At 67.5% G+C, this 26,501-nt stretch carries 35 protein-coding genes and 1 tRNA gene; 21 read left to right on the forward strand and 15 right to left on the reverse strand.

Annotated elements, in window-relative coordinates:
• Window positions 1–16: 16 nt before the first annotated feature.
• The 11 genes from IM777_RS07890 (at window position 17) to IM777_RS07940 (ending at window position 6,888) form a co-directional block, all read left to right on the forward strand.
• On the forward strand, window positions 17–559 hold the full coding sequence (locus IM777_RS07890) for a hypothetical protein (protein WP_194385192.1): 543 nt from the start codon (window positions 17–19) through the stop codon (window positions 557–559).
• Window positions 559–726, forward strand: a complete 168-nt coding sequence (locus tag IM777_RS07895; RefSeq protein WP_194385193.1) for a hypothetical protein — start codon at window positions 559–561, stop codon at window positions 724–726. Before IM777_RS07890 ends, IM777_RS07895 begins: the two co-directional genes overlap by 1 nt.
• Window positions 723–1,541 carry a hypothetical protein gene (locus IM777_RS07900; RefSeq protein ID WP_194385194.1) on the forward strand — a complete coding sequence of 273 codons (819 nt, stop codon included), beginning with the start codon at window positions 723–725 and terminating at the stop codon, window positions 1,539–1,541. Before IM777_RS07895 ends, IM777_RS07900 begins: the two co-directional genes overlap by 4 nt.
• A complete protein-coding gene (locus IM777_RS07905) occupies window positions 1,541–1,966 on the forward strand; it encodes a hypothetical protein (RefSeq protein WP_194385195.1) in 426 nt (141 codons plus the stop codon). The genes IM777_RS07900 and IM777_RS07905 overlap by 1 nt, the downstream gene beginning before the upstream one ends.
• A complete protein-coding gene (locus tag IM777_RS07910) occupies window positions 1,959–2,456 on the forward strand; it encodes a hypothetical protein (RefSeq protein ID WP_194385196.1) in 498 nt (165 codons plus the stop codon). The genes IM777_RS07905 and IM777_RS07910 overlap by 8 nt, the downstream gene beginning before the upstream one ends.
• The gene (locus IM777_RS07915) at window positions 2,456–2,731 is read left to right on the forward strand and encodes a hypothetical protein (RefSeq protein ID WP_194385197.1); all 276 of its coding nucleotides are present in this window, start codon (window positions 2,456–2,458) and stop codon (window positions 2,729–2,731) included. Before IM777_RS07910 ends, IM777_RS07915 begins: the two co-directional genes overlap by 1 nt.
• Window positions 2,728–3,129 (forward strand): hypothetical protein, encoded by a 402-nt coding sequence (locus IM777_RS07920; RefSeq protein ID WP_194385198.1) that lies wholly within the window; start codon window positions 2,728–2,730, stop codon window positions 3,127–3,129. Before IM777_RS07915 ends, IM777_RS07920 begins: the two co-directional genes overlap by 4 nt.
• Window positions 3,130–3,176: 47 nt before the next feature.
• On the forward strand, window positions 3,177–3,365 hold the full coding sequence (locus IM777_RS07925) for a hypothetical protein (RefSeq protein WP_194385199.1): 189 nt from the start codon (window positions 3,177–3,179) through the stop codon (window positions 3,363–3,365).
• On the forward strand, window positions 3,362–3,769 hold the full coding sequence (locus tag IM777_RS07930) for a hypothetical protein (RefSeq protein ID WP_194385200.1): 408 nt from the start codon (window positions 3,362–3,364) through the stop codon (window positions 3,767–3,769). Before IM777_RS07925 ends, IM777_RS07930 begins: the two co-directional genes overlap by 4 nt.
• A 133-nt stretch (window positions 3,770–3,902) precedes the next feature.
• A complete protein-coding gene (locus IM777_RS07935) occupies window positions 3,903–6,440 on the forward strand; it encodes a right-handed parallel beta-helix repeat-containing protein (RefSeq protein ID WP_194385201.1) in 2,538 nt (845 codons plus the stop codon).
• Window positions 6,441–6,459: 19 nt separating this feature from the next.
• Window positions 6,460–6,888 carry a serine O-acetyltransferase gene (locus IM777_RS07940; RefSeq protein WP_194385202.1) on the forward strand — a complete coding sequence of 143 codons (429 nt, stop codon included), beginning with the start codon at window positions 6,460–6,462 and terminating at the stop codon, window positions 6,886–6,888.
• A 116-nt stretch (window positions 6,889–7,004) separates the two neighbouring features.
• Here IM777_RS07940 and IM777_RS07945 read toward each other — a convergent pair whose 3' ends face one another.
• Both IM777_RS07945 and IM777_RS07950 read right to left on the reverse strand, forming a co-directional pair.
• Window positions 7,005–7,508, reverse strand: a complete 504-nt coding sequence (locus tag IM777_RS07945) for a hypothetical protein (RefSeq protein ID WP_194385203.1) — start codon at window positions 7,506–7,508, stop codon at window positions 7,005–7,007.
• Between the two features lie 114 nt (window positions 7,509–7,622).
• The gene (locus tag IM777_RS07950; protein ID WP_194385204.1) at window positions 7,623–7,823 is read right to left on the reverse strand and encodes a hypothetical protein; all 201 of its coding nucleotides are present in this window, start codon (window positions 7,821–7,823) and stop codon (window positions 7,623–7,625) included.
• A 372-nt stretch (window positions 7,824–8,195) separates the two neighbouring features.
• Here IM777_RS07950 and IM777_RS07955 point away from each other — a divergent pair, with 372 nt between their 5' ends.
• Both IM777_RS07955 and IM777_RS07960 read left to right on the forward strand, forming a co-directional pair.
• Window positions 8,196–8,735, forward strand: a complete 540-nt coding sequence (locus IM777_RS07955; protein ID WP_194385205.1) for a tyrosine-type recombinase/integrase — start codon at window positions 8,196–8,198, stop codon at window positions 8,733–8,735.
• Between the two features lie 10 nt (window positions 8,736–8,745).
• A complete protein-coding gene (locus tag IM777_RS07960) occupies window positions 8,746–9,096 on the forward strand; it encodes a tyrosine-type recombinase/integrase (RefSeq protein WP_194385206.1) in 351 nt (116 codons plus the stop codon).
• Here IM777_RS07960 and IM777_RS07965 read toward each other — a convergent pair.
• The 6 genes from IM777_RS07965 to IM777_RS17415 all read right to left on the reverse strand — a co-directional run bounded on the left by IM777_RS07965 (window position 9,093) and on the right by IM777_RS17415 (window position 11,485).
• Entirely contained in the window at window positions 9,093–9,290 is a 198-nt protein-coding gene (locus IM777_RS07965; protein ID WP_194385207.1) for a hypothetical protein, read from the reverse strand. The two genes, IM777_RS07960 and IM777_RS07965, sit on opposite strands and share 4 nt — an antisense overlap.
• Before the next feature lie 149 nt (window positions 9,291–9,439).
• Window positions 9,440–9,709, reverse strand: coding sequence for a hypothetical protein (locus IM777_RS07970; protein ID WP_194385208.1), 270 nt, complete (start codon window positions 9,707–9,709; stop codon window positions 9,440–9,442).
• A 320-nt stretch (window positions 9,710–10,029) separates the two neighbouring features.
• A tRNA-Arg gene (locus IM777_RS07975) sits at window positions 10,030–10,102 on the reverse strand.
• A gap of 8 nt (window positions 10,103–10,110) precedes the next feature.
• Entirely contained in the window at window positions 10,111–10,968 is an 858-nt protein-coding gene (locus IM777_RS07980; protein ID WP_194385209.1) for a tyrosine-type recombinase/integrase, read from the reverse strand.
• Between the two features lie 128 nt (window positions 10,969–11,096).
• Complete coding sequence (locus tag IM777_RS07985; RefSeq protein ID WP_194385210.1) at window positions 11,097–11,363, reverse strand: hypothetical protein; 267 nt, start codon at window positions 11,361–11,363, stop codon at window positions 11,097–11,099.
• Entirely contained in the window at window positions 11,360–11,485 is a 126-nt protein-coding gene (locus IM777_RS17415; RefSeq protein ID WP_272872951.1) for a hypothetical protein, read from the reverse strand. The genes IM777_RS07985 and IM777_RS17415 overlap by 4 nt, the downstream gene beginning before the upstream one ends.
• Before the next feature lie 62 nt (window positions 11,486–11,547).
• Between IM777_RS17415 and IM777_RS07990 the strand changes: the two genes are divergently transcribed.
• On the forward strand, window positions 11,548–11,760 hold the full coding sequence (locus IM777_RS07990; RefSeq protein WP_071043278.1) for a methyltransferase: 213 nt from the start codon (window positions 11,548–11,550) through the stop codon (window positions 11,758–11,760).
• On the opposite strand, the gene yczE is transcribed toward IM777_RS07990, so the two are convergent.
• Window positions 11,720–12,340, reverse strand: coding sequence for a membrane protein YczE (gene yczE / locus IM777_RS07995; protein ID WP_194385211.1), 621 nt, complete (start codon window positions 12,338–12,340; stop codon window positions 11,720–11,722). The two genes, IM777_RS07990 and yczE, sit on opposite strands and share 41 nt — an antisense overlap.
• Window positions 12,341–12,401: 61 nt before the next feature.
• Between yczE and yczR the strand changes: the two genes are divergently transcribed.
• The gene (gene yczR / locus IM777_RS08000) at window positions 12,402–13,829 is read left to right on the forward strand and encodes a MocR-like transcription factor YczR (protein WP_194385212.1); all 1,428 of its coding nucleotides are present in this window, start codon (window positions 12,402–12,404) and stop codon (window positions 13,827–13,829) included.
• An 18-nt stretch (window positions 13,830–13,847) separates the two neighbouring features.
• Here yczR and IM777_RS08005 read toward each other — a convergent pair whose 3' ends face one another.
• Complete coding sequence (locus tag IM777_RS08005) at window positions 13,848–14,099, reverse strand: hypothetical protein (protein ID WP_194385213.1); 252 nt, start codon at window positions 14,097–14,099, stop codon at window positions 13,848–13,850.
• 225 nt (window positions 14,100–14,324) lie between these two features.
• On the opposite strand from IM777_RS08005, the gene ssb reads away from it, so the two are divergent.
• The 4 genes from ssb to IM777_RS08025 are packed head-to-tail and all read left to right on the forward strand — an operon-like array spanning window position 14,325 to window position 17,642.
• Complete coding sequence (gene ssb, locus IM777_RS08010; RefSeq protein ID WP_071043286.1) at window positions 14,325–14,846, forward strand: single-stranded DNA-binding protein; 522 nt, start codon at window positions 14,325–14,327, stop codon at window positions 14,844–14,846.
• A 36-nt stretch (window positions 14,847–14,882) separates the two neighbouring features.
• A complete protein-coding gene (locus tag IM777_RS17235) occupies window positions 14,883–15,425 on the forward strand; it encodes a DUF6993 domain-containing protein (protein ID WP_228481026.1) in 543 nt (180 codons plus the stop codon).
• Window positions 15,426–15,481: 56 nt separating this feature from the next.
• Window positions 15,482–17,161, forward strand: a complete 1,680-nt coding sequence (ettA, locus tag IM777_RS08020; protein ID WP_071043287.1) for an energy-dependent translational throttle protein EttA — start codon at window positions 15,482–15,484, stop codon at window positions 17,159–17,161.
• Window positions 17,154–17,642 (forward strand): acyl-CoA thioesterase, encoded by a 489-nt coding sequence (locus IM777_RS08025; RefSeq protein ID WP_071043289.1) that lies wholly within the window; start codon window positions 17,154–17,156, stop codon window positions 17,640–17,642. The genes ettA and IM777_RS08025 overlap by 8 nt, the downstream gene beginning before the upstream one ends.
• Before the next feature lie 12 nt (window positions 17,643–17,654).
• On the opposite strand, the gene IM777_RS08030 is transcribed toward IM777_RS08025, so the two are convergent.
• Entirely contained in the window at window positions 17,655–18,554 is a 900-nt protein-coding gene (locus tag IM777_RS08030) for an acyl-CoA thioesterase (RefSeq protein ID WP_194385214.1), read from the reverse strand.
• Between the two features lie 58 nt (window positions 18,555–18,612).
• Here IM777_RS08030 and IM777_RS08035 point away from each other — a divergent pair, with 58 nt between their 5' ends.
• On the forward strand, window positions 18,613–19,284 hold the full coding sequence (locus IM777_RS08035; protein ID WP_194385215.1) for a DUF8185 domain-containing protein: 672 nt from the start codon (window positions 18,613–18,615) through the stop codon (window positions 19,282–19,284).
• Window positions 19,285–19,289: 5 nt separating this feature from the next.
• On the opposite strand, the gene IM777_RS08040 is transcribed toward IM777_RS08035, so the two are convergent.
• The 4 genes from IM777_RS08040 to pepN form a co-directional block, all read right to left on the reverse strand.
• Window positions 19,290–20,954, reverse strand: a complete 1,665-nt coding sequence (locus IM777_RS08040) for an FAD-binding dehydrogenase (RefSeq protein WP_194385216.1) — start codon at window positions 20,952–20,954, stop codon at window positions 19,290–19,292.
• A gap of 25 nt (window positions 20,955–20,979) precedes the next feature.
• On the reverse strand, window positions 20,980–21,447 hold the full coding sequence (locus IM777_RS08045; RefSeq protein WP_194385217.1) for a globin: 468 nt from the start codon (window positions 21,445–21,447) through the stop codon (window positions 20,980–20,982).
• A complete protein-coding gene (locus tag IM777_RS08050) occupies window positions 21,447–22,547 on the reverse strand; it encodes a mechanosensitive ion channel family protein (protein WP_194385218.1) in 1,101 nt (366 codons plus the stop codon). The genes IM777_RS08045 and IM777_RS08050 overlap by 1 nt, the downstream gene beginning before the upstream one ends.
• Before the next feature lie 69 nt (window positions 22,548–22,616).
• Window positions 22,617–25,163: an aminopeptidase N gene (pepN, locus tag IM777_RS08055; protein ID WP_071043298.1), complete on the reverse strand. Its 2,547-nt coding sequence runs from the start codon at window positions 25,161–25,163 to the stop codon at window positions 22,617–22,619.
• Window positions 25,164–25,289: 126 nt separating this feature from the next.
• Between pepN and IM777_RS08060 the strand changes: the two genes are divergently transcribed.
• Complete coding sequence (locus tag IM777_RS08060; RefSeq protein ID WP_390178082.1) at window positions 25,290–26,501, forward strand: ferrochelatase; 1,212 nt, start codon at window positions 25,290–25,292, stop codon at window positions 26,499–26,501.

Below are 26,501 nucleotides of genomic sequence, written 5' to 3' on the forward strand. Positions count from 1 at the left end.
AACGGAAGGTGCCGCCATGGCCTCAGAAGGACTCCAGCCCGGCTACGAAGACGCGCCGGCATTCCCCGAAGAGGGGCCGCTCGCGTCCGGCGCTGACCTCGAGGAGGTGGCGCGGCTCGCCGTGAAGCGCGGCAACACGCGCAAGGGCACCACAGCGGAGCGCGACGCTTACACGCCGGTCAACGGGATGCTGTGGTCGAACACCACCACCGGCGCGGTGGAACGTTGGAATGGCTCCGCGTGGCAGTTCGTGATGTACCTGGTGGATTGGACGACCCTCGCAGCGACGAACGACTGGACCGCGAACACCGGTGAGGTGTCACCGCAGGTATCCCGTGACGGGTACATGGTCTCCTACCACGGCGGCATGTACGGTGGCACGTCCAGCAGCGCCGCCGCGCAGCTTCCTGCATGGTCCTGGCCGAAGCGTGACACCCGTCTGCCGGTGATCATGTCGGACAACTCGACGATCGGGCGTTGCCGGATCTCGCCGACGGGTGGTCTGTTCTTCTCCGGTGGTGTCAGCCAGGACGCGGCGCTCACGTGGAGCGTGGTGTGATGGCCGCCGAACTGCCCGGTGCTGATCAGATCCGGGAGATCCTCACCGCGGACGGGGCGCCGCCGCACATCATCCTCGACATCGGCGGCAGCGCCGACCTCGACGGTGACGGCCTGGTCCGTGCCCGGCTGGATGATGCCGGCGAGCTTGTGTTCGAGGACGCATGATGTACGTCTACCCGGGCGAGTTCGTTGACCTCGGCTACGGCCGCGGCTGGCTGGACCGGAAACCGGCCGCGTCGATCTTCCGCATCGACCAGCGGATCGGGCATCCAATCCAGATCACCGAGGCTGGCCGCACATGGGAACGGCAGAACGAGTGGCACCAGAAGTACCTCCGCGACGGGTATCCGATCGCCTTGTCTCCGAACACGCCGAGCGTGCACCAGGAGGGCGGCGCGGTCGACTCCGATGAGGCGCAGCGCATCCTCGCGATCATGCACGACAACGGGTGGCGGCGCACCGTCTACCGGTGGATCAACGGAGTGTGGACCCTCGTCGAGGAGTGGCACTTCGAATACTTCGAGCACCTCGACAATCACCGCCACGAAGGCACGCCCGCGGGCGGCAACGCACAACCTCTGGAGGACGTCATGAATGCTGACCAGGAGAAGAAGCTCGACCGGGTCGTGTCCCGTGTCGACTGGCTCATGGAGCGCGTAGCCGGGTCTAACGAGTCGGGACCGTCGATCACGGACCTGCTCCGCGCGATCGAGTCCGACACGGACCGTGTCCGCACTGTCGTGGGCGGTTCCCTCAAGGATGGCGCTGTCGTCGGGGGGAACGTGATCAACCGGCTCCGGGCGATCAAGGCCGCGCAGGGCGACGAGCTCACGAAGGAAGACCTCCAGGAGGTCATCGCGGGGATCATCGAGTCCGCGGGTGGGGGTGGGCTCACGCAGGAGGAGATCACCGACGCGGTCGACGAAGGCTTCCGCCGCGGCATCGACAGTCTCACCATCACCGCGGTGGCGAGCGAGTGATGGCTGTGCCGGCGATCATCCCGTCCTCGTGGCGGGACAAGCTCGCGCACGCCTACCTGCCGGAGACGTTCGCCAGCATCATCGCCGTCGGTTCTCTGGCGTTCGGGGTGACGATTGTGATCATGCCGGACTTCTACGCCGGCATCACGTCGTTCGCTCTGGCGTTCGCGTTCGTGGAGCCGCACTGGTGGGGGCTGGTGATGGTCGCTCTCAGCGTCGCAATGCTCACGCTTCTCTTCACCTCGCGTCAGGCCGTCGCGGTCCCCACGTTCCTGCTCGGCATGGTGTGGGTGCTCTGGGTAGTGCCCATCGCGGCAGTGCCCGGGTTCGCACCGTCGGCGGCGATCGCGTACTGGATGATCTCGCTGCTGACCATCACGACCGGGTTCGCGTGCACGGTCCGGAGGGAAGAGAGCAATGGGTGAGCACAAGCCTGTTCGGCTGACGTCGCCGACGAACGCTTGGGCTCTCGGCGCGCAGGCGATCTCGTTCCTGATCCCGCTGCTCGCGGTGGTCGGCGTGTACGACCCGGCCGCGCTCGGAGAGATCAGCCCAATCCTGTCGGACGTGTGGCAGTGGGTGCTGCTGCTGTTCGCTGCGATCGCCGCGACCGCGACGCTGCTGCTCGAGTACACGCTCGGCGACGGGCGCCGCATGGAGTACGTGCTGAGCATCGAGATGGTGGCCACCGGCATCGTCGCGCTCTGCTATCTGATCCTATACGGGGCGCTCGTCGACCAGTACGGCTTCCTCGCGAACCCGCTCACCCAGCTCATCATCGGCGGGCTCGGACTCACGGCCGCAGGCCGGGTCGGGCAGATCGCGTGGGACCGGTGGAAGTACCGCCGCGCGCGGAGTGCTCGACCGGTCCACATCGCACGGGTGGAGGCGATCGCCAACCCGAAGGAGAGCTGATGTCGTTCGAGCAGTGGGGAGCCCTGCTCGGTGTGGCAGCAACGCTCATTGTCGCCATCACGGGACTCCTGAAGGTCATCCTCGACGCCATCGCCCTCCGCAAGAAGAGCGCACCGGAACCAGCACCCGAGGTGGGCATCCCCGCGGCGGCCGACGACGACATCGACTTCCGCGCGTATGAGCGCCTCGAGGTCGACCGTGACTACTGGCGGGACCTCTACCTCGGCAAGCAGCAAGACAACACCGACGATCCCGGAAGGGGACCATCATCATGAAGACCATCGCAGCCTGGTTCACCGCGGAGCGGCGCCAGCTCATCCAAGCGTTCCTCGCCTCCCTCGCCCCGCTCGCGATTCTGCTCGGCTACGGCACCGAGGGCACCTGGGAGCAGCTGCTGATCATCTCCGGTGCGGGGCTCGCCGCGGCTGGGTCGCTGCTGAGCCTCGTGAACGTCCGCATCGGAGACTGGGCGACCCAGGGGTGGGCGATCGTCCGTGGCGCGGTGTACGCGCTCGGCACAACCGTGTCGCCGGCGCTCGTGCTCCTCGGTTTCTACGACGACGCGACGAACACGCAGGTTCTCACCGGGATCTCGGTGGGGCTCACGGTCCTGTCGTCCGGGATCGCGATCTTCGCGAACGGGCAGCAGCAGAAGACCGCGCTGGCCGCGTGAGGTACAGCTCGGCGTGGGTCGCCGGCGCCATGGCGCGCAGCTATGGCATGACTCCTGAACAGGCCGATGAGGTCTTCGCGGTGATCCAGCAGGAGAACCCGGCCGGCACCCCGTCGACCTTCATCGCCCAGTTCGAAGCCGCGGCCGTGAGCGTCGGCGCCCTACCCGAGCCTGAACCCGCACCGGAACCGGAACCCGACGCGGAGCCGCCGGTGGAAGAAGGAGTGGAACCGTGACCGTGATCAACCTCACCGCGCTGCAACGCCTCCTCGGCGCGCCCGGGCCGGTGAAGTCGGGCCACGTCGAAGCAATGTACTGGGCGGGTGACCGGCCGTACACGAAGGTCGACGGGCAGACCATCACCTTCCCCGCCCCGGTGAGCCTGCCGATCGTCGACGGCGCACCGTCCTCACCGATCGACCTCGAGCCGTCCGGTGAGGACTGCTGTGTCCGGTGGACCATCCGCGGCGGCAACTATCAGCTACCGGTCCGCTTCACATCCATCCCCGACGAGGGGCCCGTCGACTTCGACGACCTCCCCATCGTCGACCCCACCCTGTTCGCTCCGGTGGAGCTGACCCCAACCCTGCAGCAGAGCATCGAGAGCATCGCGCGCTCGACGTCGCTGGATCGTTTCTGAGAGGACTGCAATGGCCATCGACGAGGACCTCACCGCCGGTCAGGGCGGGCACACCGCGCACCACATCGCGCTCGCGCAGAAGGCGAACCAGCTGGACCAGCGCGTCGGTACCGACGCGGCGCTGAGCGCCCGCATGAAGGCCGTCGCGGAGGACACCGACTCCGACTTCGCGATTCATCAAAGAGCCACCTTCGCTGCGATGCCAAGTGTCGACATCCGGAAGTTCCTCGCCCCCGGCGAGACTCTGCCGTCGAACGAGGAATCCGACATCGGTCCGCTCTTGCAGACGGCTGTGGACACGCTCTCGGCGCTGGCTGCGTTCGCGGGGCCTAGGACGATCACGTTCCCGGAAGGTCGGTTCAAGCTAACGACGCCAGTGATCTGGAAGACCAGTGTGGGCCTGGTCGGTGCGGGTCGTGCGAACACGGTCTTCCTCCCGGAGGGTAGTGCTCAGCTTGCCGCGATGGCGTCACTAGACTTCACCGGCACGCTCGACGACATCGTGTTCCGCGACTTCGTAATCGACTGCAGCGCGCAGGTGTCTACGCCCACCGCCACGATCAAGGGGTTCTCCCTCCGCTATCTCCAGCGGGCGCTGTTCGAGCGCGTCACCGTCAGGGAGTCGTGGGGCACCGGGTTCGGGAACGACTTCTCGCAGGACGTGACCTACGTGGACTGCATCGCGATCGGCTGCGGTCGCGGCGGCACCTACCGCTGGGGCGCCGGGGCTGGATTCGGCATCGGGGTTGGGATGTTCCCCAACGAATCGTCCACGTTCATCAACTGCTGGTCGCTCGACAACCACTCGTCCGGCTTCTTCTTCGAGCGCCTGGCGAACATGCTCGATCAGACTGACGGTCGCGGTTACACGATGATCGGCTGCACTGCGCGCGGCAACTTCACTGGCATCAACGATGCTGGTGTACACGGACTCCTCGTCTCGGATTGCCACCTCACAGACAACGAGATGGCTGGCTTCTGCCTGTCCGGATCTGCGGAAGCAGGTCAGCCCCGCTCCGGCGGCAAGGACGGCATCGTCGACATGTGCGTCATCACGCGCAATGGCGGCGAGCCTGGATCGAGTGGTGTGCTGCTACGCCACGCCGGCACAGGCGGTTACACCTTCACGAACAACGAGATCACCGACAATGTCGGCTCTGGGATCGGGTCGCCGGCGTCGGCGCGACTAGGGGCGGGGTGGCGTTTCCGCGGCAACCGCATCGAACGGAACAGCGGTGCGGGCGTCGCCATCGAAGCCCAGATTTTCACACGGCCGGAGTTCGACGGCAACACCGTCCGTGAGAATGGGTACGACGAGGCCGCGACCTACCGGGGCGGTCTCGTGATAGTCGGTGATGTGATCGAACCGCGCATCGTAAACAACACGATCCAGGGGCACTTCGGGGCCGGTGTGGAGTTGCTCGGCGCGGAGTCAGTGTGCGCTTCACCGTGGATTCGTCAGAACCGGGTAACGGAAAACTGGGGCGGGTGGCTTCTCAACGAGAAAGAGACACTCGACAGCTCCGGCATCTCCGACAACCTGACGTCGACCAGCATCGCGTCGATGACGAACCTTACCGGGAACCCGTCGTTCGAGACTGACATCACCGGAGTGGTGGCCGACGGGAATGTGACGAACCTTCGGCGCGTGGTCGGAGACACCCCGTTCGGTGGGGCCTTCCTCCGGGCTACCACGATCAACACGAACACCGCCGGACTCCGCGTCTTCTCTCGCGCAGGGGACGCCTCGCTCGGCGGTAAGGTTTGGACGCTGTCGGCGTGGGTTCGCTGCGCGAACCCGAACGCCGTCCTCCGCACGGCCGCTCGCGCCTACGGCACAGGCGGACTCACGCGATCTTGGGGAACGACCGGGTTCCGATGCACCACCGAGTGGCAGCGAGTGCACATCACCGTCGTGCTCCCTGCCTCTGCAAACCGTCTCGACTTCACGGTCGGCGCGGACATCCCCGGCGCTGGGACAGACGTCGACGTGGACGGTGTGATGATCACTCCGGGCACGTCGCTCTGGCCGTATTTTGAAGGCACGCTAAGCGGGGCGGGAGAGGTGGAGCCGGAGTTCACTGTGCTTACCTCGGACGCGTTTACTGGCACCCCGGGTGCAATTAATCCGCGCACTTCTGATGCGGCGCTCGGTGGCGCGGGAGTTGCGTGGCAGTTCGGGAGCGGGCTGGCACGGTTCGCCGTGACGCCGGAGTTCGAACTCGGTCCCGGTGCAGAGCCAGCCTCTGCGGTCATCGGCCTCCCGACGGGTGTCGCCGGGGCGGCGATCCAGGTCAAGGCTGTCGCGTCACTCGCGGACGGGATCGTCGCGGACATCTACTCCAACCGGACCGCTCTGAATAGCGCAACTCATGGAATCGGTGCACGTATCAACGCGACCGGCGGTGTGATGTCGGCACGGTTCCGGACGATCGTGGCCAGCACGGCGAGCCTGGGAGCATCCTCCTTCCCCGTCTCACCGGGAGACGCCGTCTGGGTGGGTGTCGTGGACGCCGGGACGGGCGCTGTCGAGTTGCGGATAAACGGCGTCACGGTCGACACGATGACCTACCCCGACGCGCTCCCGACGCAGTTCGCCGCGATCTCCTGCGGGAGTGCCACGGACACTGCATGGCGACTGGACGACGTGATCGTCTACGAGGCGGCTTGATGGGTGGCATGCTGGGCGTGTGAACCTCACCGAACGTCTCGTCGCCCGCCGACGCTCAAGGATCGCGCGCGAACTTCTGCTCCTCTACGGCATCGAGTTCCCTGCAGAGGTGGAGGTCGGCGAGCAGTTCCGTATGGTCCACCGCGGCCTCGGCACGGTGATTCATCCGCGCACCAGGATCGGCGATCGAGTGCGCATCTTCCATCAGGTGACGATCGGCCGCGGCGACGGACACCTCCCGGCCGCCGATTCCAAGATGGAGTACATCGAGATCGGTGACGACGCCGTGCTTTTCCCCGGCGCAAAAGTGCTCGGCGGAGACGGCGTTACGAGGATCGGGCAGGGAACGATCGTTGCAGCCAACGCGGTCATAACGAAGTCCACCGGCGACTGGGAGGTATGGGGCGGGGTCCCTGCGCGGAAGATCGCTGACCGGCCACGCAACTGATTCACCCACCTATTGCCCACTGATAGGTGAACTCCGGAGACACGAGAAAGGCCCCCGCCCTGGGTACAAGGGCGGGGGCCTCAAATTCTCACTTCGGGCTAGAAGCGGTTGGGGATCTACGCGGTGGCGGCCAGCTTTCTGGGACGGCCGGAGCGAGTGTTGCGAGTCTCGAGCCAACGCGTGACAGCAGCTTTCGCCATCAGCGGGCCCTGAGCTGTCTCGATCACAGGCTCCGGGAAGGTGGAAGTCTGCGCGAACTGGCGTGCGCGCTGACGGGTGACGTGGGCCATCTCAGCGATCTCTGCATACCCAACGACCTCGGGGAAGATCGGGGTAAGCAGATCCGCTTCGAATGCATCGTGACGCTGTGTCCGCAAGGACACGACCTCTGCCTCAACTTCGGATGCTCGCAAAGCGTCAACGGTGAGACGGGATGCCTCAGTCGATGCTTCGAGAGCGGTGGGCGCGTCGATGGTGAGGAGTGCGCTACCGGATGTGAAGTCCGACGACACGCTCATGACTGCGTCGTACGCGCCGAGCTGTTCCGCAATGTCGAAGGGTGCATCTTCGTCGAACGCGGTCGTGCCAACGAACTCGACGCTGACGTGCCATGTCTGCATGTCATTCTCCTTTCTGATGTTCTCTCTGATTTTTTCCTGATTTTTGATGATCAGAGCGAGAGGTGCGGGGTATGGTTGGGGCAGCACACCTACCAAGTGACTGCCCCAACCGCTCTAGCCCCGCTCCATGTACCCGGAGCGCTTCAGCTGGCCCATCATGTTCTCCCACGAACGGCTTCCCCGAGCCGTGTTGTGGATCTGAACAAGCCGCTGAGACGGATCAGGAGGAACCGCGTACTGACCTTTTTTGGTCTTGCGGATCACCCAACCCAGCGCTTCGAGTCGCCGGAACAGGACCTTCAGGTCCTTGTTCACAAGCGCCTCGCTCTCTGTTGAGTTGTCCCCGGCGGTTGCCGGTTCCCCTCTATTCTACCAGAACCCTTCCCAACGGTAAGAGTTTTACGAACGGCCCCGACGCCTCCCCTCGAAAGAGGGAGCGTCGGGGCCGTTTCAGTCTTTGGTCGGCGCTGTCGCCTGCGCTGGGTGGAATGCGTGCATTCGAGCGAATAGCACGCATCGATGCCAGCCATGCGTGCTGAACAGCTGGCCTGGCGGGTAGGTTCGGCGCCACGTGTCGGCGGGCGTGCTTAGGATGAATTCTCTCCCGAAGATGGGAGCGGCCCCCGCGCCGGCGGCAACCGGGGCGAGGGCCTGACGACATCCAACGCTAGATATTGGAGGTCGCTGATGAGCGATCGTACTCTGCCCGCCTCTCCGCTCGCGATCGAGGCGCGCGACAACTTCCTCGCCCACTACAAGAACGGCACCCTCGCGCTCTACGAAGGAGACCTGCGGATCTTCTTCGACTGGTGCGCCGCCGCCAACATCGACCCGTTGCAGGTCCGCCGGTCCACGCTCGAACGGTTCGTGAACGACGAGATCAACGTGCGCGGCAACACAGCCCGTTCCGCGTGCCGCCGGTTCCAGACCGTCCGGTCGTTCCTGAAGCTCGCGGCCGCGGATGAACTGATCGACCGTGACCCGACCTGGATGGTGCGGCTCCCGAAATGGAGCATTGTCCGGTCGACGATCGCGTGGCTCGACAAGCACGAGATGGGTCGCCTGCTGCGCGCGGCTGAGGCGACGTCGCCGGCGCATCATGCGTTGATCGCACTCATGGGCATGCTCGGCCTGCGCGTCAGTGAGGCGTGCGGTGCCAGGCTCGAGGATCTCCCGGGAAGACAACCTCGGGTACACGACCCTGACTGTCACGAGGAAGGGTGGTAAGGAAGCGACCGTGCCGGTCCCGGTGCCGTTGCTGCGCATCATCGAACGTGCCCGCGGTGGCCGCACGGTGGGGGCGATCGTGGTGACGAAGCGGGGGAACCAGCAGACCAGGAACGGAGCGTACGTGTGGGTGAAGACTCTCGCGAAGCGTGCCGGGCTCCCGGAGAACGTGCACCCTCATTCGCTCAGGCATGGGGCGGTAAGTGCTCTCGTCGACGCGGGTGTGCCGATGCATGAAGCGCAAGAGTTCGCTGGGCACGCCGACATCAGGACGACGGCGCACTACTATCACCGGCCCCTGACACTCGACCAGCACGGTGCGCACGTCACCGCGAGAGTGTTCGCTGGCGCGGCAGCCTAGGACTCGTATCGGGCGCGTCGTTCGAGCCACGCTTCACGGCGCGCCCGGTCCTCATCGGTCCACAGGTCGGGTTGGTCGGTGATGTCGATCCCGTCGCGGTGTACACGCACCCATTCGGGTTCGGTGCCTGCGGCGAGGTAGACGCGTTCCATGTGTTCGTTCACGCCTTGCCGATGCGGGTACCAGTCGGTCACGGGTGGAGGTTACGACCATCCACTGACACGATCACCGGGAGTTTGCATGCACGGCACCAGCGTGGATCCTCGAGCACGGTCCCACACGCCGGACAGGCGACGGTCGGGAGATCAAGCGGGTCCATGCGAGATCGAGTGGGGGCGGTCGGTCAGAGAATCAGGGTGACGGCGATGATGAGGGCCGCGATCGCGCCCAGCGCGGCGCCGCCATAGCCAAGCCATGCGCCGGACTCGCCGCGACGCCCGCTGTTGATCGCGCCGACAACACCGACCAGAACTGCTGCGACAGCGAGGATGAGCGCGATGGGCTGCATGCCTTCCGCGATCGGGAGGAGGAGCAGGGCCGCGACGCCGAGGATGAGCGCGACTACAGCGGTGACGCTGATCGGGAATGACTTAGCCTGTTGCCGCTCTACCATGCGGAAAGAGTAGCGTCCCTGCGCTGGGATGGTCGAGAGGAGGGCACTACTCTGGCGGGGTGGCACACCTCATCGAAGAGATCAAGCGACAACTCAGGTTGCAGGGCAGCGCTCAGAACGTGGTCGAATCTGACGAACAGGCCGAAGAATGGCGGACTGCTGCGCGCGCGGCGGCGCGTGAGATGGGGCGCCCTGTCGAAACGGTCCAGAGCGAGTATGTGGTCGCCGCGTCGTTGAAGGATTGGCCGGCAAACGAACTCGAGGCGGAGGTGCATCGCGCCAGGCTTCATAACGCGATCGCTAGCCTGCCGTGGCTTCCGTCCCCCCGGGGCGATTCGAACGCCCGACCGACGGATTAGAAGGCCGCTGCTCTATCCACTGAGCTACGGGGGGTGACCGATCTAGGCTACCCGGCGGCCGGATCGGTCTGGAACGGTGATGCGGGGGAGCGCGAGCATGGCCCGTTCGATCGACTCGTCCTTGACGCGGACGTAGCGTTCGATGGACTGAGTGTCGCCGTGGCGCATGGCGGCCGAGACGACGATGGTCGGGGTGCCGGCGTCGATCATCTCGGTGGCGAACCAGGCGCGCATTTGGTGGGGTCGGTGGTCGATGCCGGCGCGTTTCATAGCGGCGGAGAGGACGCGGGAGACGTTGTTCGCGGTGACGTGTTTCTCATGGTCACGCGGGGAGGGGAACAGCCACCCCGACGTGCGCCAGGTTTCGAGCTGGTCCCAGACGACGGGATGGAGCGGGCGCCACACCTCCTTGCCGTTCTTCCCGTCAAGGGAGAGGAGGCGCCGCCGGTCCCAGTCGACGGATCGGGTGCCGTGCACTGCGGCTATCTCCTGAGCGCGGAAGCCCTGATATGCGTAGAGGAGTACCCACATGCGAGTGCGGCGATAGATGCCGGACGCGAGGAGGTACTCGATGTCGTCTGTGGTGACGGGGTCGGGTTCGACTTTCGGGACGCGGACCTTCGGGAGGCGTACGGCTGGGTTGTCGGCGCGGAATTGCTCTTCCTGCATCCATGCGAAGAACCCGTGGTAGGTGCTCTTGTAGCTGGAGCGTGTTGAGGCTTTGATGCCGGGGCGGCCGAGGTCTCGGATGAGGTCGTGGCGGGTGACGGTGAGGAGTGTGCGTTCGGTGCGGCGGAGCATGGCTGCGAGGGCGATGCGTCGCTCTCGGATGCTCTTGTTGGTCGATCCGGATGCGGCCAGGTAGGAACCCCAGTAGTCGAGCAGGGCGTCGTCGTCCATGTCTCTCTCCCCCCAACGAGATGGTGGAGACGAGACTATGGAGAGCCAGCGTGGTTCGGAAGTGGATTCAGACAAATTAGGTACGCCTAACGGCATGTGTGGGCGAGGGATGCATGCCCGTTGTCGGATCAGCCGGCGGTGTCGCGCATGTAGGCGCGGGTCATGATCGGGAAGTCGCGACGGTCACAGCACGTGGGGCATGTGTAGAGGCTTCCGATTGACCCGTCGGGGCGCACGGATTCGGCGGGGTAGGGGGCCATGCTCCACCCGTTCGGGATGTCGCTGAACCGTGCCGTGTCGCGGGAGCCGCTGATGCGCCCGCAGATGTGGCAGACGAGCTGCACGCGTCCGGACTTGGTCGGGATGAGGTTGACGACCTCGGTCGCGATCCTCATCCCGCCACCTCCGCGATGACCGCGCGGGCGGCGAAGTCGACGTGGACGACGTCGGAACCTGCGGCCTTGTAATCCGGTGGTTGCAGGTTCGAGTCCTGTCGGGGGCGCTTCTGATCGGTCACGCGACCCCCTTCCGTTCCGTGTATGACGGGCGTACCGTCGGTGGCGTCGGAAGGAGTTCATCATGGCAACGACCGAGACCATGCACGGACTGTGGGTCGCCTACGGGCCCGCGGGCGTGGTGGGAAGCATTCGCCGGGACGACGCGGGCTACACCGTCACGATGGCCGGCGCAGACGAGGCGATCGGCACCTACCCGACGATGGACGTCGCGAAGAGCGCACTGCACGCCCATCTCAAGCCGGGGTCGGACTGGCCGCAGTTCCGCGAACACTGACGCCGCGTCGTCGGGTCTCCGTCAGCGGTAGCGCGACGTGGACGAGCGGACCGATCAACACCGCGAACAGCACGGTGCCCACACCCACGGTGCCGCCGAGCATCCACCCGGCGGCAAGCACCGTGACTTCGACGCTGCCGCGTGCCAGCCAGATGGGCCACCTCCACCGTCGGTGGATTCCGGTCATGAGACCGTCGCGCGGACCGGGACCGAAGTTCGCTCCGATGTAGAGGCCGGAGGCGGCGGCGACCACCACGATCCCGCCGAGGCACGCGGCGACCTGCCCCAGGGTGCCCTCCGCCGGAGGCAGGACGTCGAGGACGACCTGCATGGAGGTGCCGACGAGAACGATGTTGGCCACGGTACCGGCGCCGGGTCGCTGTCGAAGCGGTAGCCACAGCAGGAGCACGCCGAGTCCGATGAGATTCGTCGTCCCCCCGACACCGATGCCGATGTGACCGGAGACACCTTCGGCGAGGACGGTCCACGGGTCCACGCCGAGGCCCGCCCGCACGGTCAGGGCGCACCCGGCTCCGTAAAGCAGCAGCCCCACCACGAGCTGCACGAGGCGACGTGTCATGTCTCAATCCAATACCTCGATTGGCTCGAGGTAAACGGGCCAATGTGATAGGGGTGGCTTCGTGGATGCGAAGATCTCGGCACGTTCCCTGTCATCTGCGCTCGGCGGCTGGCGGTCGCGCGAGCCCGCCTACGAAGCGCTGGCCGACGGGGTGCGGCTCTTGTGCATGGACAACCGGATCGCTCCGCGAACCGCACTGCCGGCTGAGCGCGAGCTCGCACACGCGCTCGGCCTCAGCCGCAGCACGGTGGCGGCGGCGTACCGCAGTCTGCGGGAGTCCGGACACATCACGAGCGTGCGCGGATCCGGCTCGATCACCTTGCCGCTCCGGCGACACGACCCCGGCCACACTCGAGGCGACGAGGGCGCGATCGACCTGCAGCAGGCGAGTCCGCCCGCGTGGCCGGGGCTGTCGGGGGTGATCGCCGAGGCGGCGGCCGACGCAGCCTCTCTTGTCGGACGATCCGGCTACGACATGGTCGGCGACGAGCGCCTGCGCGCCGGGATCGCGGCTCGCTACTCCGAGCGCGGCCTGCCGACCGATCCCGAGCAGGTGCTGATCACGAACGGCGCGCAGAGCGCCATCCATCTTCTGGCGCGCACGCTCGTGACGCGCGGTGACCGCGTGTTGCTGGAGACTCCCACGTATCCGCACGCCGCGGACGCCTTCCGACGCGCCGGAGCCCGATTGGTCGGCGTTCCGGTGACCACGTCCGACGGCTGGGATCTCGATCGCGCGACCCAGGCCTTCGGGCGCACTCTGCCGATGCTCGCTTACCTCATGCCCGACTTCCAGAACCCGACCGGGCGGTCGATGTCCGACGAGGAGCGGGCCGTCTTCCTTCGCGAGGCCGAGCGAGCGGGCACCACCCTCATCGTGGACGAGACGACGGCGGACCTCGGGATCGAGGAACCCCGTTCCGGCGTGCGATCTTTCCGCGCCGCTGATCCCGCGCACGTCGTGCGCATCGGCTCGGTCGGCAAGACCGTCTGGGGCGGCTTGCGCGTCGGATGGATCCGGGGCGAGGTGGGGCTGCTGCGCCGACTCGTCGCGGCACGGCCGGAGGGCGACCTCGGCACCCCGGAGCTGGAGCAGGACATCGCTCGACGTCTCGTCGCTCGCCTGGACGAGATCGTCACCCAGCGGGCGCACGTGCTGGGGGAAGGTCGCGATGCCGTGACGGCGGCGCTGCGCGAACGGCTTCCCGAATGGGCCGTGCCGGAGGTGCGCGGAGGCGTCTCGTTGTGGGTCGGGCTGGATGCGCCGCTGAGCTCCGCGTTGGTGATGGATGTGCGATCACGGGGCCTTCTGCTCTCGGCGGGGCCGCGCTTCTCGATCGAGGGTGGCCATGACCGCCACCTTCGGGTCCCGTTCACGAGTGCGCCCGACGCCCTGGTGCGTGCGGCCGACATTCTCGCGGAGCGCTGGCCGCAGGTGCGGCGGCTCGCTCCGGACGCCGGCGTGGACGCTCTCGCGACCGTCGTGTGAGGCCCGCACGCGGCCTCGTCATGCGTAGCGGATGCACTCGAGAGCGTCGTCGGGTGACCAGAAATCTCCCAGGTTCTGGAACTCTCGACGCAGCGGGTTGAGACGACGTGCGCGCCAGCGCTCGAGCGTGTCGTCTCCGACGCGCTCGAGGTGACCGATGATCCTGCCCCGCGCGTCGAGCACACGCCACAGGCCGAAAGATGCCGGGTGCAGTCGCAGCGGGGTGGGTCGCGTGAGGTGCGGCGCGATGGTGTCGGTCAGGACGATCATGATTCTCTCCTCTCGAGTTCGAACGTAGCTTCGACCTCCGACATCGCGATCGGGGGCTCACCCTTCCTACACAGGTGATGCCTCGCCGTGCTCTGTCCACGGCGAAGCCGGTGGACGGTCGTCATCTCGTCGGCGCCGGTGAAGCTGGTCGTGCCGGCGGTCGTCGGGCACGCGGCCGCCGGCTCACATCGTGGGGAAGTCCCCCGCGCACGCTGAGGAGGAGACATGAACGACACCATCACCGTGGTGGGCAACCTCGCCACGCCACCCGAGACGAAGCACCTCCCGGACGGCACGCCCGTGACCAGCTTTCGGCTCGCCTCGAGCAGGCGGAAGTTCGACACCGGCGCCGGTCGCTTCGTCGACGTCGACGCAAATTACTACACGGTCTCCGCGTATCGGGAGTTCGGCCAGCACGTGGCGCAGTCCCTGACGAAGGGGAGCAGGGTCGTCGTGACGGGGCGCCTGCGACTGCGCTCGTGGCAGTCCGAGCACGGATGGCGGACGTCGCCGGAGGTCGACGCCGACGCGATCGGACCCGACCTCCGCTACGGCGTCACGTCGTTCCGCCCCCAGGAGCGGTCGACTTCGGAGCGAACACCTTCCGAGGCATCGGACACCTGGACGACGGCGACACCGGGCGGGAGCGATTCCTCCGAGAACGGAGCGCTCGCGGCCTCTCCGGCGACCGGCGCGGCGGGGGACTGGGGTGCGCCGGCCCCCGAGGCGGAGGCCACGCCGTTCTGACCGGGCGCGCAGCATGGCGCACGTAGACTCGGCAGGGTGTCCCCGCGCCTGCGAGATTCCCGCCGCCTGCATCCGCCCGTGACGCCCACGCGAGGCGCGGCCAGGACCGCGCTCGCCGCACTCGCGGTGTTCGGCGTCGTCGCGCTCACCGGGTGCACCGCTCTCGCGGAGGACCCGGGCCCGACGGCGACGCCGACCGTGTCCATCGAGGTGACCCCGACGCCCACCGAACCGGCGGAGCCGGCGCTCCGTCCGGAGGGCACCGCCGCGGAGAACCTGGAGTTCTTCACCCTCGTGGTCGAAGAGGTGTGGGCGGCCGGGGGCGAGAGTGCCGTCGCCGGCAGGACGTACATCGACGCACTCACCGCCGCCGGTTTCGACAAGTCCGCGATGCAGGTCACCGAGGACACCTCCACGGTCGGCAACCCCGCTGAGAGCATCCAGTTCTCGGTCGCGTGGGGCGAGGAATGCCTCGTGGGACAGGTCGGTCCGGCGACGGGAGATCCGTTCACGGTCGTCGTCGATGCGCTTCCCGACGGGGGATGCCTGGTCGGTGCAACGCGTCCGATCGACTGGTGAGCAGGTCCCGCTACGGCGCGCAAGCGGTTCGCGGACCCGCATAGACTGGAGCGGCTATGGCTGAGTACATCTATCAGATGGTCCGCGCGCGCAAGGCCGTGGGCGAGAAGTTGATCCTTGACGACGTCACGATGTCGTTCATCCCCGGTGCGAAGATCGGCATGGTGGGCCCCAACGGCGCCGGCAAGTCGACGATCCTGAAGATCATGGCCGGCCTCGACCAGCCGTCGAACGGCGAGGCGAAGCTCAGCCCGGGCTTCACCGTCGGCATCCTCATGCAGGAGCCGGAGCTCGACGAGACCAAGACCGTGCTGGAGAACATCCAGGAGGGCGTCGCCATCAAGGCCAAGCTCGACCGCTTCAACGAGATCTCGGCGCTGATGAGCGACCCCGACGCCGACTTCGACGCACTGCTGGCGGAGATGGGCCAGTTGCAGGAGGAGATCGACGCGGCCGACGCGTGGGATCTCGACTCGCAGCTGGAACAGGCCATGAGCGCCCTCCGCACACCGCCCGGCGACGCCGAGATCTCGCACCTCTCCGGAGGCGAGAAGCGTCGTGTCGCCCTGACCAAGCTCCTGCTTCAGAAGCCCGATCTGCTCCTGCTGGACGAGCCCACCAACCACCTCGACGCGGAGAGTGTGCTGTGGCTCGAGCAGCACCTGCAGAAGTACGCCGGTGCGGTGATCGCGATCACCCACGACCGGTACTTCCTCGACAACGTCGCAGAGTGGATCGCGGAGGTCGACCGCGGGCGTCTCTATCCGTACGAGGGCAATTACTCGACCTACCTCGAGAAGAAGCGCGAACGCCTCGAGATCCAGGGCAAGAAGGACGCGAAGCTCGCCAAACGCCTTTCCGAGGAACTCGACTGGGTCCGCTCGAACACCAAGGGCCGTCAGGCCAAGTCGAAGGCGCGTCTGGCTCGCTACGAGGAGATGGCGGCCGAGGCTGAGCGCACCCGCAAGCTCGACTTCGAGGAGATCCAGATTCCGCCGGGACCTCGCCTCGGCAACATCGTGATCGAGGCGAAGAAGCTGCAGAAGGGCTTCGACGGTCGTTCGCTCATCGACGGTCTCACCTTCAGCCTGCCGCCGAACGGCATCGTCGGCGTCATCGGTCCCAACGGTGTCGGCAAGACCACGCTGTTCAAGACGATCGTCGGCCTGGAATCGCTCGACGGCGGGGATCTGAAGGTCGGTGAGACCGTCAAGATCAGTTACGTCGATCAGACCCGCTCGAACATCGACCCGAACAAGTCGCTGTGGGAGGTCGTCTCGGACGGCCTGGACATCATCACCGTGGGCAAGACCGAGATCCCCTCTCGTGCCTACGTGTCGAAGTTCGGATTCAAGGGGCCGGACCAGCAGAAGAAGGCGGGCGTCCTCTCCGGAGGTGAGCGCAACCGACTGAACCTCGCGCTCACGCTCAAGGAGGGTGGGAACCTGCTGCTGCTCGACGAGCCCACCAACGACCTCGACGTGGAGACCCTCGGCTCGCTCGAGAACGCGCTCCTGGAGTTCCCGGGATGCGCCGTGGTCATCACGCACGATCGGTGGTTCCTCGACCGCATCGCCACCCACATCCTCGCCTACGAGGGCACCGATGAGGATCCCGACCGGTGGTACTGGTTCGAGGGCAACTTCGAGGCCTACGAGCAGAACAAGCTCGAGCGTCTCGGGCCCGACGCCCTCAACCGGGCGAGCTCGACGTATCGCAAGCTCACGCGTGACTGAGACCGGCGGCGGTCGGCTCCACATCCCCATCCATCTACGGTGGGGCGACCTCGACGCGTTCAATCACGTCAACAACGCGACGATGCTGAAGCTCCTCGAAGAGGCGCGCGTGCGTGCCTTCTGGCTGCCGCATGCCGGCGAGACCGCGCCGTCGACGGCCGTGCTCGATTCCGGGCTGCACAGCGGCGTGCTCACGCTCATCGCCCGACAGGAGATCGAGTATCTCGCGCCGGTGCCCTACCGACGCGAGCCGCTGGATGTGCAGATCTGGTTCGGGAGACTCGGCGGGTCGAGCATCGAGGTCTGCTACGAGGTGTGCGGGCCGATCACCGACCCCGAGCCGCAGGTGTTCGCACGGGCCACGACTGTCGTCGTGAAGGTGGACGCCGCATCCGGCCGTCCGATGCGGCTCTCGACGGACGAGAGGTCCGCGTGGGAGCCGTTCCTGGGTGATCCGATCAGCTTCGGCCACCGGCGCTGAGTCCCGCCCCCGTCACGATGCCGGGACGCGCACCATGACCTCCTGGGCGACGCTTGCCACGAGGGCGCCGTCCCGCGTGTAGAGCCGGCCGGTGCCGAGACCGCGGCCGCCGCGCGCGCTCGGGGATTCCTGCACATAGAGCAGCCACTCGTCGACGCGCGCGAAGCGGTGCCACCACATGGCGTGATCGAGGCTGGCGACCTTCAGACCCGGCGTCGCCCACGCGATGCCGTGCGCGCGCAGGATGGACTCCTGGATGGACAGGTCGCTCATGTAGGCCAGGACCGCTCGGTGCACCAGGGGGTCGTCGCCGATGGGACGTCGCAGCCGCAGCCACACCGCCTGGCTCGGGCTGTGCTCGCCCTCGACGCTCAGATACAGCGGCGAGGGGATGTGCCGGAGGTCGACCGGCCGATCGATGAACAGGCTCTTGGACATGGGGTGGACGTCGGGAAGGTGATCCTCGATGCGGGGCAGATCCTCCGGACCAGGCAGACCCTCCGGCATCGGCGCGTGATGCTCGAAGCCCGGGTCGTCGACCTGGAACGACGCGATCATCGAGAAGATGGGCACACCGTCCTGGAAGGCCTGCGTGCGTCGCGTGGAGAAGGAACGGCCGTCGTGGATGCGATCGACGGAGAACGTGATGCCCTGGGCGGAGTCGCCGGGTCGCAGAAAGTATCCGTGCATCGAGTGCACCGCGCGATCGTCGGGGATGGTTCGCTCCGCGGCGACGATCGACTGCGCCAGCACCTGCCCGCCGAACACGCGTCCGAGCGGCATAGCGAGGGAGGAGCCGGTGAAGGTGTCCTCGGTCGTCCGGGCCGCCGTCGTCGACAGGTCCAGCACGTGCAGCATGGCCGCGACCGGGTCATGGTCGGCGGTGGGCGAGGTCGGGGCGACGTCGGTCATGGGGCCTCCGGATGCCGTTCACGCCGTCGGAGCACGGCTGGTCGATAGTCTAAGTCGGATGTCCCCGCGCCTTCTTCTTGCCGATCCGCACGCCGCATCGGATGCCCTCACCTTCGCCGGACGCACCCGTGCCCTCGGCGATGGCGCGGTGAGGCTTCGCGCGTCGGCGGGCGTGCTCGTGATGACCTCCGCCCCGCTCGCACCGCGCGGACTGTTCGACCGCACCCCGACGGTCTTGGCGATGCGCATGCTTCAGGCCGATCCCGAACTCGAGTGCGATCTCCTGGTGGACGCGTCCGCCCTCGATCGCGAAGACGCCTCCTCCTCGGCGCTGATCCTGCCCGACTCCGCCGTCTCAGCGCCGTGGGCCGGGGTCTCGCCGCCGCGCGGATCGTGGGAGGCCCACGGTGGGTTGGCGGCGTCGGTGCTGGCCTCGCGCGCCCAGTTCGGCATCGCCGCGGTGGCGGACGCGATGCCGGTCGATCCGGGCGAGGACATCGTGCGCGAGGTCCGGGCGACGATCTGGGGCGAGCCGGACGACGCGCTCGGCGGGCTTCCCCTCGGCGCGGCTTTCGCCGCGTTCGCGCTCGGATTCATCGGTGGCGAAGAAGCGGCTCGCGTGCTGATCAACGGACCCTGGACGCGTGTCACCCTCGACCGTGGCCACGTGGTGGTGCGGGGGCCGGTCCGCGTGGGCATGACCGACGTTCGGTCCACCGGATCGCGCTGATCGCCTCAGACCGCGGCGGCCGCCGCTCGTCCTGCGGAGCGACCGGAGAAGAGGCACCCGCCGAGGAACGTCCCCTCCAGCGCGCGATAGCCGTGAACGCCGCCCCCGCCGAAACCGCTCGCCTCACCGGCCGCGTAGAGGCCGGGAATCGGATCCCCGGTGGCACCGAGCGCGCGCGAGGACAGGTCGGTCTCGATGCCACCGAGGGACTTGCGCGTGAGGATGTGCAGCTTGACCGCGATGAGCGGACCGGCTGCGGGGTCCAGCAGTCGATGCGGTGATGCGGTGCGCACGAGCCGGTCGCCGCGGTAGGCGCGCGCGGAGCGCAGCATCGCGATCTGGGCATCCTTCGTGAAGGTGTTTCCGACCTCGCGATCACGACCCTCGACCTCTGCACGAACGAGCGCGGAATCCAGCGCGTCTCCGCCGGGAAGCTCACGCATCTTCACGATCAGGCCGTCGAGGTCGGGGCTGACCACGAAATCGTCGCCACGGTCGAGGAAAGCCTGCACGGGCCCGCTCGCGCCCCTGCCCAGGCGCGAGCGCAGCAGCAGGCTGATGTCCTTTCCGGTGAGGTCGGGATTCTGTTCACTGCCGGAGAGGGTGAACTCCTTCTCGATGATCTTCTGCGACAGCACGAACCAGGAGTGGTCGTGACCGGTCGATCGCAGGTGGGCAAGGGTGCCGAGGGTGTCGAAGCCGGGGTAGAGCGGCACCGGCAGACGGCGGCCGGTCGCGTCGAGCCAGAGCGAAGAGGGCCCGGGCAGGATGCGGATGCCGTGTCCCGGCCAGATCGGCGACCAGTTCTGCACCCCCTCGACGTAGTGCCACATGCGGTCGCCGTTGATGAGGCGTGCGCCGGCGGTCTCGGAGACGCCGAGCATGGCTCCGTCGACGTAGGCCGGGACACCCGTCACCATCGTCCCCGGTGGGGGACCGAGACGCTCCGGCCACCGGCGACGCACCAGGTCGTGGTTTCCGCCGATACCCCCGGATGCCACGATGGTCGCCGCCGCGTCCATTTGGAACTCTCCCACGATCTCGCGGGACGTCGCGGTGCCCCGCACCGCACCGGAGGGCGCCAGCACGTCGCCCGCGGCACCCGTGACAGAGCCTTCGACCACGGTGAGCTCGCGCACTCGCCTGCGGGGGAGGATGACGGCACGGCCCTCGCCCTCTGCCTGCTCGAGCTCGGCCTGGAAGGCTGCGACGAGAGCCGGTCCCGTTCCCCAGACGATGTGGAAGCGCGGGACGGAGTTGCCGGGGCCGGTCGCTCCGTAGCCGCCCCGCTCGGCCCAGCCGACGACGGGGAAGAACCGCACTCCCTTGGACCGGAGCCACGAGCGCTTCTCACGGTGGGCGAATTCCAGATACGCCTCCGCCCACTTCCGTGGCCACGCGTCCTCGGCGCGGTCGAAGCCCGCCGTTCCGAACCAGTCCTGTCGGGCCAGATCCGGGGAATCGCGGATTCCCATGCGTCGCTGCTCCGGCGAGTCCACGAAGAAGAGCCCACCGAACGACCACCACGCCTGTCCGCCGAGATTGGAGCGGGGCTCCTGGTCGATCAGTGTGACATGTCGTCCGGCGGCGAGAGCCTCGGAGGCTGCGACGAGGCCGGCAAGGCCCCATCCGATCACCAGGACGTCGGTGCGCTGCATGTTTCCGGTCATCGGGACTCCTTCGCCTCGACCCGCGTCAGGAGGGTGCGTCCTCCTGGGCGGTCACCGACAGGTTGCCATGATCGCGACCGTCAGCGGCGGCGCCGATGCCGGTCGGCTCGAACGTGTTGACCATCGCGTGCGCCGCCCGCTCGAGGTAGTCCCACAGCGTGGCCTCGTGCAGCGGCGCGAGATGCAGGGAATCCACCGCGGTGCGCATGTGCGCCAGCCACCGATCCCGCGCGTCGGGATTGACGTGGAACGGCCGGTGCCGCATCCGCAGGCGCGGATGCCCGCGCCGTTCCCCGTAGGTGGTCGGGCCGCCCCAGTACTGCTCCAGGAACATCAGGAGGCGCTCCTTCGCCGGACCGAGATCCGCCTCGGGGTACATGGGCTGCAGCACGTCGTCGCCCGCGACACCGTCGTAGAAGACATCGACCAGCTTCACGAAGGTCTCGTGGCCGCCGATCTCGTCGTAGAAGCTGGCGGGTGCGGGGTCGGTCATCAGTTCTCCTCCTCGTCGTCCGCCGCCGTCTGGGTCGGAGGCGCGTCGGCGCCTCGCTTGAAACGCCACCGCGGAGATGCGGGGAGCTCGTCGGTGGCGGGTGCGAGCGGGTTCGGCTTCGTCTTGGGCGGGTTCGCGCCGCGCACGCGCTGTGCCGCGTCCGGGCCGGTCAGGGTCACCGTGCTCAGGTGCGGAACGTCGATGCCGTCGGCGTCGAGCGCGCGCCGCACGCGTGTGCGCAGCTCCTGTCCGACATCATCCCGTGCGCCGGCGCGCGTCTTGATGACCACGCGCACGACGATGGCATCGCCGCCGATCGATTCCAGACCCCACACCTCGGGAGGCTCGATGACGCGCGTGCGCCACTTCGGATCCTCTGCAAGGTCGGTCGCTGCCGTGAGCATGACTGCTTCGGCACGGTCGACATCGGCGGCGCGCGCGACGCCGATGTCGAGGACCACGCGCGACCACCCCTGCGACATGTTGCCGATCCGCGTGATCTCACCGTTGCGCACATACCAGAGGGTGCCGTGGACATCGCGCACGTGGGTGATGCGCACGCTGACGTACTCGACAATGCCGGTCGCGAGCCCGAGATCGACCACGTCGCCGATGCCGATCTGATCCTCGGCGACGATGAAGATGCCGTTCAGCACGTCCTTGACGATGTTCTGCGCCCCGAACCCCAGTCCCGCTCCGATCGCGGCGGTGAGGAGGGTGAGGGACCCCAGCGCGTTCGGGGCGAGCACGTTCACGATCAGCAGTCCGGAGACGATCACCACCGCCACACCGACGATGTTCTGCAGGATCGAGCCGAGGGTGCGCGTGCGCTGCACGAGTCGGAGTGAGGCCAGCGGCGACCTCTCCAGCGCCTGGGTGTCGAGCACGTTGGCGCGAGACTTCGCGCCGTGGACGATGCGGTCCACCACCCTTCGGATGATGATCCGCAGGATCCACGCGACGACCACGGCCACCGCGACGATCGCCGCCACCGCCAGCAGGCGGGTGCCGGCTTCCAAGAGCCACGCCTGCACAGCCGTCCACAGGTCCGTCTCCAGAACCTGCTCGGTCGTGTCCTGCGCGAAGTCGATGGCGCTCATCGCGACGATCCTAACGACGGATGCCCCGGTGCTCGCTGTGCGGCGAGCACCGGGGCAACCGGAGCGGGATCACGAGGCGTCGCGCTCCTGAACCGCGAGCGCGCGCTCGACACCGGCGAGGTTCTCGTAGACCATGCGGCGCAGAGCCGCCGGGGCATCCGAGTGGGTGTCCAGCCAGGCGCGCGTCGCGTCGCGCAGCTCGACCGACGCGAGCACGCTCGGATAGAGCCCGGTGATCAGATACTCGGCGATCTTGTACGTGCGGCTGGTCCAGACGGTGTCGAGCATCGCGAAGTACGGTTCGACGAAGTCCGGCAGCAGTGCCGCACCCGAGGGGTGCACGAAGCCCATGGCCGCGAAGCGCACGATCGTGTTCGGCAGGTCATCCCGCTCGACCAGCGAAGCCCATGCGGCCTTCTTCGCTTCCGGCGTGGGGAGGGCGGCACGGGCCTGGGCGGCGAATTCACCGCCCTTTGCCGTGTTGTCCTGGGCGAGGGCGCGCTCGATGTCCGGCACGTCGATGACCGCACCCGCAGCGAGAGAAACCAGCAGCTGCCACGACAGGTCGGTGTCGATCTCGAGACCCTCGAGAGCGGTCTCGCCGTCGCGCAGCGCACGCACGTTCTCCCACTGCGACGGTGTCGCCGCGGCGGCGGCGAACGCCGTGGCGAACTGCAATTGGCTGTCGCTTCCCGAGGGAGCCTCCAGAGCGAGATCCCACAGCGCATCGGCGACCTTGATGCGCGTGATCTCGCGCTTCTCGGGTGCGACGTAGGCGTTCGCCGCCAGCTGCAGCTGGGCGAGGGTGGTGCGCACCGTCGTCGACTCGGTCTCGCTGCCGATGTTGCGCAGCACGAGATCGACGTAGTCGCTCGCCGAGGCTTCCGCGTCGCGCGTCTGGTCCCACGCTGCACCCCACACGAGGGAGCGGGCGAGCGGATCGCTGATCTTCGAGAGATGGTCGATCGCGGTCTGCAGCGAACGCTCATCGAGCCGGATCTTCGCATAGGCGAGGTCGTCATCATTGAGCAGCACGAGATCGGGGCGCTTCTGGCCGACGAGGTCCGGCACCTCCGTGAGGTCGCCGTCCACGTCGAGCTCCACGTGATGCGTGCGCACGAGGCTGGAGCCGTCGAGGTTGTAGAAGCCGATGCCCAGCCGGTGCGGACGGATCGTGGGATAGTCCGCGGGGGCGGTCTGCACGACGGCGAAGCGCGAGATCGTGCCGTCGGAACCCTCGGTGATCGCGGGGGAGAGCGTGTTGACGCCGGCGGTCTCAAGCCACTTCTTCGACCAGGCCGTCAGTTCGCGGCCGCTGGTGGCCTCGAGCTCGACCAGGAGGTCGGTGAGCTCGGTGTTGCCGAACTCGTGCTTGGTGAAGTACGCGGAGACGCCCGCGAAGAAGGCCTCGACCCCCACCCAAGCGGCCAGCTGCTTGAGCACCGATCCGCCCTTGGCGTAGGTGATCCCATCGAAATTGACCTGCACATCCTCGAGGTCGTTGATCTCGGCGACGACGGGGTGGGTGGATGGCAGCTGATCCTGGCGGTACGCCCAGGTCTTCTCCATGGCGTTGAAGGTCGTCCACGCCGCCGTCCACTCGGTGGCCTCGGCGGTGGCGATCGTCGAGGCCCACTCGGCGAACGACTCGTTCAGCCACAGGTCGTTCCACCACTTCATGGTGACCAGATCGCCGAACCACATGTGCGCCAGCTCGTGCAGGATCGTGACCACGCGACGTTCGCGGACGGCGTCGGTGACCTTGCTGCGGAACACGTACGTCTCGGTGAAGGTCACTGCGCCGGCGTTCTCCATGGCGCCCGCGTTGAACTCGGGAACGAACATCTGGTCGTACTTGGCGAACGGGTACGGGTAGGAGAACTTCTCCTCGTAGTAGGCGAAGCCCTGGCGGGTTTTCTCGAACACGTAGTCCGCGTCGAGGTGCTGCCACAGGCTCTTGCGGGCGAACACCCCCAGCGGGATGACGCGCCCGGATGCGCTGGTCAGCTCCGAGTAGGTCGCCTCATACGGACCGGCCACGAGCGCGGTGATGTACGACGAGATGCGCGGTGTGGGCTCGAAGGTCCAGGTCGCCGTGCCGTCGTCGCCCGGCTCCGGTTCGGGGGTGGGGGAGTTGGAGATGACCTTCCATGCCGCCGGAGCCGTCACGGTGAACTGGAACTCGGCCTTCAGGTCGGGCTGCTCGAAGACCGCGAAGACGCGGCGGGAATCGGGCACCTCGAACTGGGAGTAGAGGTAGACCTCGCCGTCGACGGGGTCGACGAAGCGGTGCAGGCCCTCACCGGTGTTCGTGTAGACGCCGTCGGCGTCGACGACCAGCTCGTTCGTGGCCGCGAGCCCGTCCAGCGCGATCCGCGAATCGGCGAACGCCACGGCGGGGTCGATCGACCGGCCGTTCAGGGTGATCTCGCGCACATCGCGCGCGATCAGGTCGATGAAGGTCGATGCGCCTTCGGTGGCCGTGAAGCGCACGACCGTGCGGGAGCCGAAGACCTCGGCGCCCCGGTTAAGGTCGAGGGTGATCGCGTACGACTGGGTGTCGACGACCGCGCGGCGCTCCTGCGCTTCGAGGCGGGTGAGGTTCTCTCCTGGCACTGAGTCTGCTCCCGGGGTTGGGGTGGATGCCGCGGAGCGGCGCTGCTGGCGCCGGCGACAACCCTCCCACCCTACGCCAGTCGGCGGTGCGGATCCGGCGTGTTCGCGCGGTGCGAGGATGGTGGGGTGAGTACGCCTTCTCCCGCATCCGACCCCGCCGGCGTGTCCGGTCCTGTGCCGTTCGCCTCACCGTTCGCCGCCTCCGGCCCGGAGCACGTCGAGGAGCCCGTCTCCTACGACGGCCTCCTGCTCGCCGGGTTCGGCGGACCCGAGGGACAGGATGATGTCATCCCGTTCCTGCGCAATGTCACACGCGGACGCGGGATCCCCGATGAGCGGCTCGAAGAGGTCGCCCATCACTACCGTCACTTCGGCGGCGTGAGCCCGATCAACGCCCAGAACCGAGCGCTGAAAGCGGCACTCGAGGCGGAGCTGGCGCGACGCGGCATCGACCTGCCGGTGTACTGGGGGAACCGCAACTGGGCGCCCTACCTCGAAGACGCCGTGCAGGATGCCGCGGCGGCCGGGGACACCACGCTGCTCGCGCTGGCGACCAGCGCCTACAGTTCCTTCTCGAGCTGTCGTCAGTATCGGGAGGACTTCGCGCGCGTGCTGACCGAGACCGGCCTGGGGGAGCGGGTGACGATCGACAAGGTGCGCCAGTTCTTCGATCACCCGGGCTTCGTGCGGCCGTTCGTCGACGGTGTCGAGGCGGCCGTGTCGACGTTCGTCACCGACGAGGGCATCGCACCCGAGAACGTGCACGTGCTCTTCTCCACCCACAGCATCCCGACCGCCGATGCGCAGCGTTCCGGGCCCCGGGACGTCGACTTCGGCGACGGGGGCGCCTACGCCGCGCAGCACCTCGCCGTGGCTCAGGTCGTCATGGACGCCGTCGCCGCCGCTGTGCCCGCCGCGAGCGGGATCCCGTGGGAGCTCGTCTACCAGTCGCGCTCCGGACCGCCGTCGCAGCCCTGGCTCGAGCCGGACGTGTGCGACGTCATCGCGGAGCTCCCCGCCCGCGGGGCGAGAGCCGTGGTCATCGTTCCTCTCGGCTTCGTCAGCGACCACATGGAAGTGCTGTGGGATCTCGACACCGAGGCCATGGAGGCGGCCGAGGAGGCGGGCCTGCGCGCTATCCGGTCCCAGACCCCCGGTGTCGATCCGGCGTACGTCAGCGGCCTGGTCGACCTCGTCCAGGAACGGCTGGCCGGAACGAAGGCGGGCGATCGGCCGCATGAGACGCCGCTCGGTCCGTGGTACGACGTCTGCCGCCCCGGATGCTGCGAGAACGTCCGTGCCGGCTTCAAGCCGGCAGCGGCCGGCATCGCGCCGTGA

The organism is Microbacterium luteum (assembly GCF_015277875.1).
In the GTDB taxonomy this organism is placed as follows: Bacteria; Actinomycetota; Actinomycetes; order Actinomycetales; family Microbacteriaceae; genus Microbacterium; species Microbacterium luteum.

Bases quoted from the DNA above. Each gene is read 5' to 3' on its own strand.
- IM777_RS07915 (WP_194385197.1), top strand. From the start codon at position 2,456: ATGTCGTTCGAGCAGTGGGGAGCCCTGCTCGGTGTGGCAGCAACGCTC.
- yczE (WP_194385211.1), bottom strand. From the start codon at position 12,340: ATGACACGTCGCCTCGTGCAGCTCGTGGTGGGGCTGCTGCTTTACGGA.
- IM777_RS08035 (WP_194385215.1), top strand. From the start codon at position 18,613: ATGTCCCCGCGCCTTCTTCTTGCCGATCCGCACGCCGCATCGGATGCC.
- IM777_RS07890 (WP_194385192.1), top strand. From the start codon at position 17: ATGGCCTCAGAAGGACTCCAGCCCGGCTACGAAGACGCGCCGGCATTC.
- IM777_RS07945 (WP_194385203.1), bottom strand. From the start codon at position 7,508: ATGCAGACATGGCACGTCAGCGTCGAGTTCGTTGGCACGACCGCGTTC.
- IM777_RS07895 (WP_194385193.1), top strand. From the start codon at position 559: ATGGCCGCCGAACTGCCCGGTGCTGATCAGATCCGGGAGATCCTCACC.
- IM777_RS07970 (WP_194385208.1), bottom strand. From the start codon at position 9,709: ATGGTAGAGCGGCAACAGGCTAAGTCATTCCCGATCAGCGTCACCGCT.
- IM777_RS07920 (WP_194385198.1), top strand. From the start codon at position 2,728: ATGAAGACCATCGCAGCCTGGTTCACCGCGGAGCGGCGCCAGCTCATC.
- IM777_RS08030 (WP_194385214.1), bottom strand. From the start codon at position 18,554: ATGACCGACGTCGCCCCGACCTCGCCCACCGCCGACCATGACCCGGTC.
- IM777_RS07935 (WP_194385201.1), top strand. From the start codon at position 3,903: ATGAAGGCCGTCGCGGAGGACACCGACTCCGACTTCGCGATTCATCAA.
- IM777_RS07980 (WP_194385209.1), bottom strand. From the start codon at position 10,968: ATGGACGACGACGCCCTGCTCGACTACTGGGGTTCCTACCTGGCCGCA.
- ettA (WP_071043287.1), top strand. From the start codon at position 15,482: ATGGCTGAGTACATCTATCAGATGGTCCGCGCGCGCAAGGCCGTGGGC.
- IM777_RS07985 (WP_194385210.1), bottom strand. From the start codon at position 11,363: ATGAGGATCGCGACCGAGGTCGTCAACCTCATCCCGACCAAGTCCGGA.
- IM777_RS07910 (WP_194385196.1), top strand. From the start codon at position 1,959: ATGGGTGAGCACAAGCCTGTTCGGCTGACGTCGCCGACGAACGCTTGG.
- IM777_RS08045 (WP_194385217.1), bottom strand. From the start codon at position 21,447: ATGACCGACCCCGCACCCGCCAGCTTCTACGACGAGATCGGCGGCCAC.
- IM777_RS07900 (WP_194385194.1), top strand. From the start codon at position 723: ATGATGTACGTCTACCCGGGCGAGTTCGTTGACCTCGGCTACGGCCGC.
- IM777_RS07990 (WP_071043278.1), top strand. From the start codon at position 11,548: ATGGCAACGACCGAGACCATGCACGGACTGTGGGTCGCCTACGGGCCC.
- IM777_RS08005 (WP_194385213.1), bottom strand. From the start codon at position 14,099: ATGATCGTCCTGACCGACACCATCGCGCCGCACCTCACGCGACCCACC.
- IM777_RS07925 (WP_194385199.1), top strand. From the start codon at position 3,177: ATGACTCCTGAACAGGCCGATGAGGTCTTCGCGGTGATCCAGCAGGAG.
- IM777_RS07955 (WP_194385205.1), top strand. From the start codon at position 8,196: ATGAGCGATCGTACTCTGCCCGCCTCTCCGCTCGCGATCGAGGCGCGC.
- IM777_RS08040 (WP_194385216.1), bottom strand. From the start codon at position 20,954: ATGACCGGAAACATGCAGCGCACCGACGTCCTGGTGATCGGATGGGGC.
- IM777_RS07905 (WP_194385195.1), top strand. From the start codon at position 1,541: ATGGCTGTGCCGGCGATCATCCCGTCCTCGTGGCGGGACAAGCTCGCG.
- ssb (WP_071043286.1), top strand. From the start codon at position 14,325: ATGAACGACACCATCACCGTGGTGGGCAACCTCGCCACGCCACCCGAG.
- IM777_RS08050 (WP_194385218.1), bottom strand. From the start codon at position 22,547: ATGAGCGCCATCGACTTCGCGCAGGACACGACCGAGCAGGTTCTGGAG.